General features: G+C 73.6%; 11 protein-coding genes. 6 read left to right on the forward strand and 5 right to left on the reverse strand.

Annotation, left to right across the window (positions count from 1 at the left end; all coding sequences use genetic code 11):
- Window positions 1–835: 835 nt before the first annotated feature.
- Window positions 836–2,563 carry a SpoIIE family protein phosphatase gene (locus tag IE245_RS26240; protein ID WP_189951827.1) on the reverse strand — a complete coding sequence of 576 codons (1,728 nt, stop codon included), beginning with the start codon at window positions 2,561–2,563 and terminating at the stop codon, window positions 836–838.
- 716 nt (window positions 2,564–3,279) lie between these two features.
- On the opposite strand from IE245_RS26240, the gene IE245_RS26245 reads away from it, so the two are divergent.
- The 4 genes from IE245_RS26245 to IE245_RS26260 are packed head-to-tail and all read left to right on the forward strand — an operon-like array spanning window position 3,280 to window position 7,554.
- Window positions 3,280–4,035, forward strand: coding sequence for a (5-formylfuran-3-yl)methyl phosphate synthase (locus IE245_RS26245; RefSeq protein ID WP_189951993.1), 756 nt, complete (start codon window positions 3,280–3,282; stop codon window positions 4,033–4,035).
- Window positions 4,036–4,043: 8 nt separating this feature from the next.
- Complete coding sequence (locus IE245_RS26250) at window positions 4,044–5,453, forward strand: aldehyde dehydrogenase family protein (protein WP_189951829.1); 1,410 nt, start codon at window positions 4,044–4,046, stop codon at window positions 5,451–5,453.
- 2 nt (window positions 5,454–5,455) lie between these two features.
- On the forward strand, window positions 5,456–6,562 hold the full coding sequence (locus tag IE245_RS26255; RefSeq protein ID WP_189951995.1) for an NAD(P)-dependent alcohol dehydrogenase: 1,107 nt from the start codon (window positions 5,456–5,458) through the stop codon (window positions 6,560–6,562).
- Complete coding sequence (locus IE245_RS26260) at window positions 6,559–7,554, forward strand: class I SAM-dependent methyltransferase (RefSeq protein WP_189951831.1); 996 nt, start codon at window positions 6,559–6,561, stop codon at window positions 7,552–7,554. Before IE245_RS26255 ends, IE245_RS26260 begins: the two co-directional genes overlap by 4 nt.
- A gap of 78 nt (window positions 7,555–7,632) precedes the next feature.
- On the opposite strand, the gene IE245_RS26265 is transcribed toward IE245_RS26260, so the two are convergent.
- From IE245_RS26265 to IE245_RS26275, 3 genes are all read right to left on the reverse strand, one after another.
- On the reverse strand, window positions 7,633–8,166 hold the full coding sequence (locus tag IE245_RS26265; RefSeq protein ID WP_189951833.1) for an EF-hand domain-containing protein: 534 nt from the start codon (window positions 8,164–8,166) through the stop codon (window positions 7,633–7,635).
- Window positions 8,167–8,558: 392 nt separating this feature from the next.
- The gene (locus tag IE245_RS26270) at window positions 8,559–9,737 is read right to left on the reverse strand and encodes a spore photoproduct lyase family protein (protein ID WP_189951835.1); all 1,179 of its coding nucleotides are present in this window, start codon (window positions 9,735–9,737) and stop codon (window positions 8,559–8,561) included.
- 60 nt (window positions 9,738–9,797) lie between these two features.
- On the reverse strand, window positions 9,798–10,265 hold the full coding sequence (locus IE245_RS26275; protein WP_189951837.1) for an MSMEG_6728 family protein: 468 nt from the start codon (window positions 10,263–10,265) through the stop codon (window positions 9,798–9,800).
- 106 nt (window positions 10,266–10,371) lie between these two features.
- Here IE245_RS26275 and IE245_RS26280 point away from each other — a divergent pair, with 106 nt between their 5' ends.
- On the forward strand, window positions 10,372–10,572 hold the full coding sequence (locus IE245_RS26280) for a CsbD family protein (protein ID WP_229851521.1): 201 nt from the start codon (window positions 10,372–10,374) through the stop codon (window positions 10,570–10,572).
- Between the two features lie 400 nt (window positions 10,573–10,972).
- On the opposite strand, the gene IE245_RS26285 is transcribed toward IE245_RS26280, so the two are convergent.
- Window positions 10,973–12,121: an AI-2E family transporter gene (locus tag IE245_RS26285; RefSeq protein ID WP_189951842.1), complete on the reverse strand. Its 1,149-nt coding sequence runs from the start codon at window positions 12,119–12,121 to the stop codon at window positions 10,973–10,975.
- Between the two features lie 750 nt (window positions 12,122–12,871).
- Here IE245_RS26285 and IE245_RS26290 point away from each other — a divergent pair.
- On the forward strand, window positions 12,872–13,126 hold the full coding sequence (locus tag IE245_RS26290) for a zinc finger domain-containing protein (protein ID WP_189951844.1): 255 nt from the start codon (window positions 12,872–12,874) through the stop codon (window positions 13,124–13,126).
- The last annotated feature ends 433 nt before the right edge of the window (window positions 13,127–13,559 follow it).

The following is a 13,559-nucleotide window of genomic DNA, read 5'->3' on the forward strand; positions in this document are numbered from 1 at the left end:
TCACCCGATGAGCCGGCACCCCGGTCGACGTGGCACAGGGAGGCAGCGCCGTCGACGCGGCCTGGGACGCGGGCGTCCGCTGCTTCGACACCGCCCCGCACCACACGGGCCCGGCCGCTTCGAGGCGCGCCTGGCACGGCCCTGCGGAACCGCCCGTGCGGCGCGCACGGGCTCTCCGCCAAGGCCGGGCGACCGCTCCGGCCGGCACAGGAGGCGGGGACGACCTCACCGACGGCTTCGCCGTGCCCGCCACCCACCGTCGCGTCGCCGCCGGCGTGCGCCGCGGCATCCGCGAGAGCCGGGAACCCCTCGGGCACGACCGCATCGGCATCGTCTGCCTCCACCACCCGGACGACCACGCCGAGGAGGCCCTACCCGGAACCGGAACGGCTGCGCACCCGGGGCGTGATCGGCGCCATCGGCGCGGGCACGAACCGGACCGGGATGCCGAACCGGTTCGCCCGCGACACGGACGACGACGTGGTGCTGTGCGCAGGCCGGTCCGCCCTCCTCGACCAGAGCGCCCACGCGGAACTCATGCCCGAGGCGGCGGCACGCGGCAAGTGCGTCGTGATCGGCGGCGTGTTCGACTCCGGCCTGCTCGCGGAGCCCCGGCCCGGAGCCGCTTTCGACTGCGCCGCCGCGCCCCGGCAGGGCCTGGACCGCGCCCTGCGGCTCCAGGCCCTCGCCGCATGCCACGGCGTCCTCCCGCGCGCGAGCCCGCGCCCACCCGGCCCGGGCCGGAGCCACCGGCGAGTCCGCCGGAAGCGGCCCCACCGCCCGGTCCAGGCCGTTTCCTTCGGACCGTCCGAGCGCCTCGGACAGAGGGCACGGTTCACGGTGAGGGGGCCCCGGCCAGAGGTACCCGGAGGGCGAGCACGGCCACGTCGTCGTCGTTGTCGGAGGGACGGGCTTCCATCAGGACGTCGATGAAATTCTCCAACGGGTGGCGGGCGAGGCGGGCGGCGTGGCGGCGCAGTCGGTCCAGTCCGTCGTCGATGGGGTGGCTGGGGGACTCGATCAGCCCGTCGGTGTAGAGCACCAGTGTCGACCGGGGCGGCAGCGTGCTGGTGGCGTCGGTGCGGCGGAGGCCGGCCTGGGCACCGAGCAGGATGCCGTGCCCGCCGGTGAGGTAGCGGGCCCGGCCGTCGTCGGTGACCAGCAGGGGAGGAGGGTGGCCGGCGTTCGTCCAGTGCAGCTGCCACTGCCCGCCGGTCCGGGGCTGGAGCCGGCCCAGGACCATCGTCGCCATGCCGACATCGGTGATGTGGGGCAGGGACCGGTCGAAGCGGTCGACGATGACGCTCGGCGGTTCCTGCTGGGACCAGGCGTAGGCGCGCAGGATGTTGCGCAGCTGGGCCATGCCGGCCGCGGCGTCCAGATCGTGTCCGGCGACATCGCCGATCACCAGGGCGAGCGCCTGGTCGGGCAGGCGGAAGACGTCGTACCAGTCTCCGCCCACTTGGGAGGCGTAGGGGGCGGAGAGGTAGCGGGCGTTCATCTCCAGGCCGGGCACGCTCGGCAGCTGCGGCAGCAGGTGGCGTTGCATGGTGTCGGCGACCTTGCGCTGACGCTGGTAGAGGCGGGCGTTGTCCAGCGCCAGACCGGCCCGGCGGGTGATGTCCTCGAGGAGCGGGATCTCGGCGGTGGTGAACGGCTCGGGCTGCCTGGACCGGCCCAGGGTGAGCGCGCCGAGAACCTCGCGCAGGCCCCGGATGGGGGCGATGACCGCGGAGTGCATGCCGGTGGCGTCGAAGAGCCTGCGCTGTTCGATGGCGATGTGGGTGTCGGGCGGCCCTTGATACGTCTGGGGGGTCGCCAAGGTGGAGCCGGCACCGCGCAGCGCGCGGGACAGCGGCAGCGGAGAGGTCTCGGGGACGGAGAGCAGGGTTCCTTGCAGGTCCTGTCTGCGGGTGACGCCCTCCTCGTCACCGTGGGCGACGAGGGTGCGCTGGACATGGCCGCTCTCCGTGATCAGGTCGACCGCCATCCAGTCGGCCAGCATGGGGATGACCAGCCCGACCAGCCGGTCCAGCGCCTCGTTGACATCGAGGGTGGCCGTCAGCTGCGTGGTGGTCTCGGCCAGCAGTGCCAGCCGCTCCAGCTCGGGCAGCAGCCCTGTGTGGAGGGTGGACGCCGGCAGGGAGACACCGGCCGGGTCGTACGCGTGGAAGACCACCAGGGCCCCGGTCTCCCGGGGGGTGAAGCGCAAGGGGGTCACCAGCCAGGACGCGGTCAGCAGCGTGCCGTCCCCGCGTGCGAAGAAGCCCTGTTTTTCCTGGCGTGCCTGGCCGCCGATGAAGGCTTCCATGATCGAGCACTGGCTGCGCGGCATGCGCGTTCCGTTGGCCTGGCGGTGAAGGAGGTCGTGCGCGTCCTGCCCCAGCGCTTCGTCCGCGCTGCGGCCGAGCAGCATCTCGGCCTGCGCGTTCATGGCGACCAGAGCCCAGTCGGCGTCCACGGCGTAGGCCCCGGCGCCCAGCCGGTCCAGCGCCCCGCCCAGCAGACGCTGCAGCATGGCCAACCGCTCACGAGGGCTCACCGGACCCGTCGTGTCGTTCATCCCCGCACCTCCACGCTCCGGAAAGGCCAGTGCGCCCGGCACCCGGCCCCGGGCCGGACGGCGGGACCGGCCACGGCACCGGCAACCGCGCACGGACGCGGCGCTGCCGCTGCTCAGGGACGGCTGGGTAACACAGGAACCGTACACGCTGAGTATCGGCGACCACGTACGGCGCCCACGCGGCCATAGGAGTGTGGGCCGAGCTGCCGGGGCCGCGAGCGGTGCCCTGTCGCCGACGACCGGATGATCCGAAGGGAACGGTCTCAGGGCTGTCCCCCCCTTCCCGGCGTGGGCCTGACCGGTCATTCGTAGGATCGGAGGGCCGGGGGCTCCGGGTACGGCTGTGAGGGCTGAGCCGCTGGACACCACCCGGGCGGCCGCCGACCTCCACGCGCACCGCAACACCTCGTACCCCTCCGCCCGGCGGACTCGAGCGGCTCCGGACCGACCGACCGCACGTCGCCTCCGCTCGCCCGGCCCCACCAGCGCGGAGCAGGCAAGTGCGCATCCGGAGGCAGGGGCGGCGTGCACCGGCGGACGCCGGTGCACGCCGGTGTCCATCGCGTCGTGCGCGTGCCTCCACGCACCTCCGGAGAGCTCCGTGCGCTCTACCGGTGCCCGCGGGGCGACGGAAAGGATGAGCGCACCGCGGACGAACCAGGTGATCCGCGCCCCCTGTCCTCGGCCGGGCGGGCAAGCGGCGGAAGGAGCTCATGGTGTTGCTTCTCATCTCCCCGGACGGTGTGGAGGAAGCCCTCGACTGTGCGAAGGCTGCGGAACACCTGGACATCGTCGACGTCAAGAAGCCCGACGAGGGCTCTCTGGGCGCCAACTTCCCGTGGGTCATCCGGGAGATCCGCGACGCGGTGCCGACGGACAAGCCGGTGTCCGCCACCGTGGGGGACGTGCCGTACAAGCCCGGCACGGTGGCGCAGGCCGCGCTCGGCGCGGTCGTCTCCGGCGCCACGTACATCAAGGTCGGCCTGTACGGCTGTACGACTCCCGAGCAGGGCGTCGAGGTCATGCGGGCGGTCGTCCGTGCGGTGAAGGACCACCGCCCCGAGGCGCTCGTGGTCGCCTCGGGCTACGCCGACGCCCACCGCGTCGGCTGCGTCAACCCGCTCGCCCTGCCCGACATCGCCGCCCGCGCCGGTGCCGACGCGGCCATGCTGGACACCGCGATCAAGGACGGCACACGGCTCTTCGACCACGTTCCGCCCGACGCCTGCGCCGAGTTCGTCCGGCGCGCCCACGCGTCCGGTCTGCTCGCCGCCCTCGCGGGCAGCGTCAAACAGGCCGATCTCGGTCCGCTGACCCGCATCGGCACGGACATCGTGGGCGTGCGGGGAGCGGTCTGTGCCGGCGGCGACCGCAACGTCGGGAGGATCCAGCCGCATCTGGTCGCTGCCTTCCGGGCCGAGATGGACCGGCAGGCCCGGGAACACGCCGTCGGCACCCCGGCCGTGAGCTGACCGCCCGGATGCCGACACCAGAAGCCGATCGCGCCCCCGGGCGTCGTGCCGCACGCTTCGCCGTCGTCGACCCGGCCACCGGGGAGGCCTTCGACGAGGCCCCCGACCAGCAGCCGGACGAGGTGGACGAGGTGGTCGCCCGGGCCGAGCGGGCCTGGCGCGGCTGGCGTGCCGACCGTGTCGTTCGCACCACCGCCCTGCGCGCCGCCGCCGACGCCGTGGAAACGGCGGGCGACGACCTCGCCCGGCTGCTCACGCGGGAACAGGGCAAGCCCCTGGACGAGGCGTACGCCGAAATCGCCCGTACGGCGGCCCGGCTGCGCTACTTCGCCGGCCTGGCCCCCAGGACCCGTCGGATCGACGACGGCCGACCCGTGCACAGCGAGGTCCGCTGGCGGCCCGTCGGGCCCGTCGCCGCGATCGTGCCGTGGAACTTTCCGCTCCAGCTCGCGGCGGCGAAGTTCGCGCCCGCCCTCGCGGCCGGCAACACCGTGATCCTCAAGCCGTCCCCTCACACCCCCCTCGCCACCCGACTGCTCGGCCGCGTCCTCGCCACCGTCCTGCCCGAGGACGTCCTGACCGTCGTCACAGGCCGAGAGCCCCTCGGTGCCCGTCTGGCCGCCCACCCGGGCATCCGTCACGTCACCTTCACCGGCTCGGTGCCGACCGGCCGGGCCGTCGCCGAGGGCGCGGCGGCCTCGCTCGCCCGGGTCACCCTGGAACTGGGCGGCAACGACGCCGCCGTCCTCCTGGACGACGTCGACGTCGACCGGATCGCGGACCGGCTGTTCTGGGCCGCGTTCCGCAACTGCGGGCAGGTCTGCATGGCGGTCAAACGCGTCTATGCCCCCGCCCGCCTCCACGCCGAGGTCGTCGAAGCCCTCGCCCAGCGCGCGAAGACCGTCCCGGTCGGATCCGGACTCGACCCGGCCACCCGGATCGGTCCGGTCAACAACGCTCCCCAGCTGGCCCGGGTCGAGCAGGTCACACGACAGGCCCTCGCGGACGGCGCCCGGGCCGCGGCCGGCGGCCACCGACTCGACGGAGCGGGGTACTTCTTCGCTCCCACGGTCCTCAGCGACGTCCCGCCCGAGAGCCCGGTGGTGACCGGGGAACAGTTCGGACCGGTCCTGCCGGTACTGCCGTACCGGAGCCTCGACGAGGCCCTCGACGCGGCCAACGGCACCGGCTTCGGACTGGGCGGCTCCGTCTGGGGCACCGATCTCGACCGGGCCGAGGCGGTGGCCGACCGGCTGGAATGCGGCACGGCCTGGATCAACCACCACGCCGAACTCTCCCTGGCCCAGCCCTTCGCGGGCGTGAAGGACAGTGGCGTCGGTGTCGCAGGCGGCCCGTGGGGCCTCTACGGCAACCTCCGGCCGTTCGTCGTCCACCGGCCGCGTGAGGAGGAGGCGTGACGATGAGGTTCCAGGCGGCCGTGCTGCGCTCTTACGAGGACCCGTTCACGATCGAGGAAGTGACCCTGGGTGCGGAACCCGGCCCCGGCGAGATCCTGGTGGAGATCGCGGGAGCCGGGATGTGCCGTACCGACCTCGCGGTACGGCGGTCTGCCGGCCGCAGCCCGCTCCCGGCGGTCCTCGGCCACGAGGGCGCCGGAGTCGTGGTGGCGACAGGCGGTGGCCCCGGTGCCGCGCCCGAGGTCGGCGACCACGTCGTGCTGAGCTTCGACTCCTGCGGACACTGCCGGAGCTGCCGTGCCGCGGCCCCCGCCTACTGCGACTCCTTCGCCTCCCTCAACCTCTTCGGGGGGCGCGAGGAGGATCCGCCGCGACTCGCCGACGCGACCGGAAAGGGCCTCGCTCCCCGGTGGTTCGGCCAGTCCTCCTTCGCGGCGTACGCGCTCGTCCAGGCCCGCAACGCAGTCCGGGTCGACCCCGCCCTGCCGGTCGAACTGCTCGGGCCGCTGGGCTGCGGCTTCCTCACCGGTGCCGGAGCCGTACTGAACACCTTTGCGGCAGGACCCGGCGACACCCTCGTGGTCCTCGGCGCGGGGGCCGTGGGCCTGGCCGCCGTGATGGCGGCCACCGCCGCCGGCGTGCGGACCGTGGCCGCCGACCGCCGTCCCGAGCGGCTGGACCTGGCCGAGCGGTTCGGTGCGACCCCGCTGTCCGCCGGATCGCACGGACTCCCCGAACGGATCCGCCGGCTGACCGACGGCGGAGCCCAGTACGTCCTGGACACCACGGCCTCGGCCCCGCTCATCAACGACGCGCTCCGGGCACTGCGTCCCACCGGCACACTCGGCCTCGTGGCACGCCTCCACAGCCGGCTGACGCTCGAACCGGGCACGCTCGACCGGGGCCGGGGCATCCGCCACATCTGCGAAGGCGACGCGGTACCCGGACTGCTGATACCCCGGCTGATCGGCCTGTGGCAGGCCGGCCGCTTCCCCTTCGACCAGCTGATCCGCACCTACCCGCTGGCCGACGTCAACGAGGCCGAACGCGACTGCGACGCCGGCCGCGTGGTCAAACCCGTCCTGCTGCCGGAAAGAAGAGACCGATGAGCGAAACCTCCCTCACCGAGGAGTCCCCCCATCCGGCCACCGGAGGAGAAACGACCACCGGAGGAGAAACGACCACCGGAGGAGAAACGGCCGCCACGGCGAGTCGGCCGGCCGATGCGGAAGGCGTGGACGGAGGTGTGGGGCTGACCGCCCTCCTGGTCGCCGCGGCCCGGGCGATCGAGACCCACCGCCACGACAGCCTGGCCCAGGACGTTCACGCCGAACACTTCGTACGTGCGGCCCCGGCGTGCGTGGACTGGCCGGTACGCATCGAGCAGGTCCCGGAAGGGGACGACGACCCGCTGTGGGGCAGGTTCGCCCGCTACTTCGGGCTGCGGACCCGGGTCCTCGACGACTTCGTCCTCGGGGCGGTCCACGACGGCGCCCGTCAAGTGGTCCTGCTGGGCGCGGGACTCGACACGCGTGCCTTCCGGCTGGAACTACCGTCCGAGTGCGTCGTCTTCGAGATCGACAGGGCGGGCGTGCTGGCCTTCAAGCAGCAGGTGCTCACGAACCTGTCGGCCGCCCCGAGGGCGAAGCGCGTCCCGGTGCCGGCCGACCTGCGCGAGGACTGGGTCACCGCGCTGACCTCCACCGGCTTCGACCCGGCCGCACCGAGCGTCTGGCTGGCCGAGGGGCTGCTCTTCTACCTGCCGGGCCCCGTCGAGACGCACCTCGTCGACAGGGTGGACCGGCTGACCACCGGGGGCAGTGCCCTGGCCTTCGAGGCCAAGCTGGAGAAGGACCTGCTGGCGTACCGCGACAGCGCGATCTACACGGCGACGCGGGAGCGGATCGGGATCGACCTGCTCGACCTGTTCGACCTGGGACCACGCCCCGACTCGGCCGGTCACCTGACGGCCAGGGGCTGGTCCACGTCGGTGCGCACCCCCTTCGACTTCACCCGCCGGCACGGACGCGGTCCGCTTCCCGAGCCGAACGACGCCCTGGAGGGGAACCGGTGGGTCTTCGCCCACAAGCCCGGACCGTGACGCCCGCGGGCCCGCCGGTGCGCCCCGGGACGGCCGTCGCCGCCCCGGGACCCTCCCGACCGGACCGTGCCGTACGGCTCATACGGCCGGGGCGCCCACCAGCTGGTCGCCGGGAATCCCGGCCAGGTCCGGTGCGTAGTAGTCCTCGATGCCGGCGGCCCACGTGGCCACGGTGATGCGGTCCGCGTCGTCCGGGCCGAAGGCGTCGAAGAGCGCGTGGATGTTCGCCTCCTCGAAGCCGATCGCCGTCATCAGCGACAGGAAGAGCGGGCGCTCGATCAGCCCGTCCCCGTCCGGGTCGCCGAGGACGGAGAGCGCCCTGGCGAACTCGGTGACCGTCGGACCGAAGCGCTGGGGGTCGAGTACGAAGGGGCGGAACTCCTCGACGGTGATCACGCCGTCGCCGTTGGCGTCCAGCTCGGTGGCCAGTGTCGTCCAGTAGCGGCGGAACGCGGCCCGGATGGCTTGCCTGGCATCGGCGTTCGAGGCGACCGCCGCCTCCAGAACGCGTTCCGTCATGAGGTCGAAGTCGCCGGAGTCGATGACTCCGTTGCCGTTGGCGTCGAAGAGGGAGAAGACCAGCTCGACCCGCTTGGCGGCCTCAGCGCGCATGCCCGTCACCTGTCTCGTGCGGCCCGCCGGTGGCGGGCCTGGCTCGATGATTGCTTCCAGGTAACCGCACCGGGGGGAGGGCCGTGGCGGTGCGGCGGTCGCGAGTACCCGAAGGAGTGAGTTCGCCGGCCGTCGGCCCGGGCGGCTCGGACCGGGCACCCACGGTCCGGGGCGATGCCCTCCGCTTTCCCCGGCGGGTCTCGCCCACCGCCAGGGTCGTGGGGGCACGACGCGCCGTCCGCTTCGGCGCCGTCCCACCGCGCACGATCTCGGACACCTCGTGCAGCGCCTCTCGACGAGCCTCGCCCAAGGCCGGGCCTCGGCCGCCTCCGCCCCCGTGACCAGGCCGGCGAACCGACCGTCGGACCGTCACGACGGGGACCGTCGCGGTCCTAGAAGGCGTAGCGCACCCGCAGCCACGGCGTCCGTTCCGCGATCATGCCGGTCAGCGCCTCGACGGCCTCGTGCTTGACCGGGGTGCGATAGCGGACGTTCAGCGCGCCGTTCTGCGACCTCTTGGGCTGTTGGAGGTCCGGTTGCCACAGGACGTCCTCGGCGCGCGGGTGCCAGCCGAGGTTGACCCCGTGCAGGTCCTCGTTGTGGGTGAGCATGATGATCTCCGCCGCGGCCTGTTCCTTCACCCGCCGCGGGAGCACGTCGTCCATCATCCGCAGCAGCTCGCCCCAGGCGTTCCGCCACCCGGGCCGGACGACCACCGGCGACAGGTTGAAGTGCACTTCGTACCCGGCGTCCAGGAAGTCGCCGGCGGCCGCCAGACGGGCGGGGACGGGGCTGGTGCGGACGTCGAGGAGCCGGGAGTCGTCCGGCGGCATGAGGGAGAAGCGGATCCGGGTGCGCCCGCGGGGGTCGAGCCGCAGCAGGTCGGGGTTGACGAACTTGGTCGCGAAGGACGCCTTGGCGGTGGGCCAGCGGCGGAAGGCGTGGACGAGGTCGGCGGTGTTGTCGCTGATCAGGTCGTCGACCGCGCAGTCTCCGTTCTCGCCGACGTCGTACACCCACGCCCGCTCGTCGCACTGGTTGGGTTCCTTCTTCGGTCCGGTCGCGGCGATGTGCCGACCGATCGCGGCCAGGACCCGTTCGACGTTGGTGAAGACGGTGATGGGGTTGGCGAAGCCCTTGCGGCGCGGCACGTAGCAGTACGCGCAGGCCATGGCGCAGCCGTTGGACAGCCCGGGGGCGATCCAGTCGGCGGAGCGGCCGTTGGGGCGGACGGTGAGGGAGGAGCGCTCGCCGAGGACGAGCGTCTCCCGCTTCACCCGCACCCAGTGCTCGACGTTCCCCTCGTTGCCGTGCAGGTGCGGGATGCGCCAGTGCGAGCCGGTCTCGACGAGCCGGGCGCCGGGGAACCGCGCGATGATCTGCCGCCCCCGCCAGGACGCCGCGGCGCCCGGTTCCGCGTGGATCTCCGCCACCCGCAGCAGCCGCGCCGCCTCGGGCCCGTCCCGGAACGCCCGTCCCTCGCGCGCCCCGGCCGGCGCGGACGCGGCGACGAGCTCCGCCACCCCGAACAGCCCTTCGGCCTCCCCGTCCGTCTCCTGAGGCCGCCCCATGCCCGCTCCGCCGCCGATTCCGATTCCGATGTCTTTGCCCCAGTCTACGAGCCCCGCCCGTCACCCCTTCCGGTCGGACGCGGGCCACACGTACGGGAGATCGTCCGGCACGTCGGGGAAACGGCCCCGGTAGTGCGCCGGGTCCTTGCGCACCAGCGCCGAACGGTGACTGCGGTGGAACGCCGGGTCCCCCAGCCACGGCGGCAGCTCACCCGCCCGTGCGAGCTCGGCCTGCTCGCGCACCGTGCCCGAGGGCCGCCAGGCACGGTAGTCGTCCAGCAGGGTCACCGCGCAGGTGTCGCCCCGCCCCTGCCCGGTCCACACGGCACAGACGTCCAGCCCGTACCGCACCAGCGCCTCCTCGTACCCGGCCCACATCCGCACCGCCGGGTGCCGCCGCCACCCGTACGTCGGCACGGTCAGCCCCCGGAACACCTGCAGCGCCTCGACGCGCTGCTTCCCCAGCCGCTTCGGGTCCAGCACGGCGGCGGAGGCGGAGAAACTCTCGTACGGAAGAAAAGTCTGCATGCACACCTGCTCCCCGCCCCGGCCCCACCTCTTCGACTCGATGAGCGGAAACCCCGCATCTGCCCTAATTTATGGGTGAATGTTCATCCCGGAAAGGAGTCGACCCGTGGCGGACAAGGCCAAGGGCAAGATGGAGCAGGCCAAGGGCAAGGCCAAGGAGGCCGTCGGCAAGGCGACCGGCAACGAGCGGATGCGGGCCGAGGGCAAGACCGACCAGGCCAAGGGCAAGACGCGGGAGGCCGCGGGCAAGGCGGAGGAGCAGGCCAGGGGCGTCAAGGACTCCCTCCGAGGCCGCCAGAACCCCTGAAGGTCCTCCTTCGGGTTCGAGGCACCTCGATGAGCGAGCAGCCGGCCCGCTCGCCCCTCCCACGGGGCGTGCGGGCCGCCGCATGTCCACGGACAGCCGACAGGTCTCACGGGCACACGGGGAGGACGACGGCACTCGCGCACCAGCAGGGCCTCCCGCCCGGCGGCAGGACCCATGGCGAGAGAACCCGCCTCCTCCTGGCCGGGGAAGACCCTCCGAAGGCCGGCAGGGCGACCACCTCCCACCGCGGCACCGTCGCGCCCAGCGCCCCGCCCGCCCCCGCCCCCCCTGGCGGGGACAGGGGGCATCAGCGACGTCCGGGCGACGCCCGGGGCGGCGGAGGGCACCGGCCGCGTGCCCGTACCGCTCGGCACGCGGTACGCGGCGGGCGCCGGCCCGCTCAGGACGCCGGGGTCACGGCCGGGGCGACGGCCTCGGGGCCGCCGCCGGGGCCCGGCCCCGTACCACCGTCGGGGTCGTGGCGCGGCGGTTCGGACAACTGCTCGCGCACGTACCCCCACACCACCGCGATGAGCGCGGCGACGGGCACGGCGAGGAGGCTGCCGACGATGCCGGCCAGGCTGCCGCCGAGGGTGACGGCGAGCAGGACGACGGCGGCGTGCAGACCGAGCCCGCGGCTCTGGATGATGGGCTGGAAGACGTTCCCCTCCAGCTGCTGCACCACCACGATGACGGCGAGCACGATCAGGGCGTCGGTCAGGCCGTTGGAGACCAGGGCGATGAGCACGGCGACGAACCCGGCGAACAGCGCGCCGACGATCGGCACGAAGGCGCTGACGAAGGTGAGCACGGCGAGCGGCAGGACGAGGGGGACGTCCAGGACCCACAGGCCGATGCCGATGAGGACGGCGTCGAGGAGACCGACCGCCGCCTGGGAGCGGACGAAGGCGCCGAGGGTGTCCCAGCCGCGTTCGGCGATCGTGGTGGCGTCGGTGGCGAGGCGGCCGGGGAGCTGACGGGCGAGCCAGGGCAGGAAGCGCGGCCCGTCCTTGAGGAAGAAGAACATCAGGAAGAGCGCGAGCACGGCCGTGACGACGCCGTTGACGACCGTGCCGACGCCGGTGGCGAGCGTCGTCAGCATGGAGCCGACGCTGTTCTGGAGGCGGTCGGTGGCGGTGTCCAGGGCGCTGGTGATCTGGTCGTCGCCGATGTTCAGCGGCGGACCTGCGGTCCATTCGCGCAGGCGCTGGATGCCCTCGACGACCCCGTCGGTCAACTCGCCGGACTGCGAGGCGACCGGTACGGCGATGAGCGCGACGGCGCCGGCGGTGACGGCGAGGAAGAGGACGGTGACCACCGAGGCGGCGAGCGCCGGCGGCCAGCCGCGGCGGCGCAGGAAGCGGGCGAAGGGCCAGGTCAGCGTAGTGATCAGCAGGCCGATGACGAGCGGCCACACGATCGACCACATCCGGCCGAGCAGCCAGATCATCACCGCGGTGCCCAAGAGGACCAGCAGCAGCTCCGCCGATATGCGGGCCGAGGCGCGCAGCGCGGCACGGGTTCTCGCAGGACTGAGAGAGGCAGACATGCCGATCACCCTAGAGCCGTCCGGGCGGCCCCCTGTGCCCGCGCCCCGGTCCTCCACACCAGGACGACGGGCACCGAGGGATTCGGCACGGCCCCGGCCGCTCACGAGGACGGGACGAGTCGCGCCGAGGAGCCGGGGAACCGAGGAGCCGAGGGGGCGGGCCCGGCCGGTGCGCGCCACCGGCCGGACCGTGGCGCCGGGACCCGGCACGAGCGGGTCCCGACGGGCAGGGCCCGAGGGTGCGGTGCGGATGCCGTGGTGGGGAACCCGGCGTCGGGGACGTGGCCGCCCCGGCCGGTGATGACAGCAGCGTGGATCGTGCCCGCCTGGGAGCCCACTCCGCCGAACACCGCGTCCGGTTCGGCGGCGGGCGTGATCGTCACGGTCATCCGGTCAGCTGCCTTCCCGGGCCGGGGACGACGTCGGCCGGGTGGGGCGGACGGGACATCGGGGGAGTCTCTGGCCAAGCGCCCGTCAGGTCGTGTTCCACCCGGCCGGAGCGATGGAGAACGGATCTCGGCGGCCGGACGGAACGGTCGCGGGACAGCCCGGCAGGACGCCGGTCGGTCCCTCAGTCGAGGCCATCGGAATCCGCTGCGGGCATCGATGTCAGACCCGTCCCGTAGAACGGTGCTCATCGCAGTCGAGTCGTGAACCAGGACTCCTTTCCGCGCCGACGGGTACACGACGGCACGACCGAAGTCCCGGGACGACCACGCCGTCCTCCGCCGAACCCAGGAGATCGCCCGCATGAGCAGGACCCTCACGCCGCGCCGCGCGCCGTCCTCCGGAGACCGGATCGCCGACGCGGTCCTGGACGCCGCGTACGAGACGCAGCGGTTGTACGGGCACGGCGCGTTCGGCGTTCCCTGCCCCACGTGCGGAGTGCCGGCCGGGACGCTGTGCCTGGCCCGCCGCAGCGTCCACGCCGAGCGGCGCGGGGCGTACCGGCAGGGCCTGGAGGACCGCACGCTCGTCCCGCCGCTCGTCGCGGCCGGCCGCTGACATCGCGCGGCACGGTGGTGGCACGGCCCCGCCCGGTGGGGGCCACGGACGTCGACCGCCACGGCTGCCCGGACCGGACGGGCCACCGAAGCCCGCCGCGCGCGGTATCGAGGCGTGCGGGCACGGCGAGGACGTCCACCGGGTCACGTCCGGGACCGCCCGCCTACCCCGTGTAACGCCGGATCCGCACGTTCACCCGTACCCGGGAGCGCCATGCGGGAGTCGGCAGCGGATCGAAGGTCGCACCGAGGGCGGCGGCCGCGTGGGGTTCCTCTCGGTGCTCGTCGGTGCTCGTCGGTACTCGGCGGTGCCCGCCAGGGTGTGCCCGTCGTACGGGATCGGCCGCCGCCGCTGCTCCCCTGCCGGTGGCAGGCACAAGGGGTGGCCCGGTCCGGACGGTCCGCTCCGGTTCGGGCCCGGTTCCACGGCGTAC

The sequence above is a fragment of the Streptomyces roseolus genome (genome assembly GCF_014649855.1).
In the GTDB taxonomy this organism is placed as follows: Bacteria; Actinomycetota; Actinomycetes; order Streptomycetales; family Streptomycetaceae; genus Streptomyces; species Streptomyces roseolus.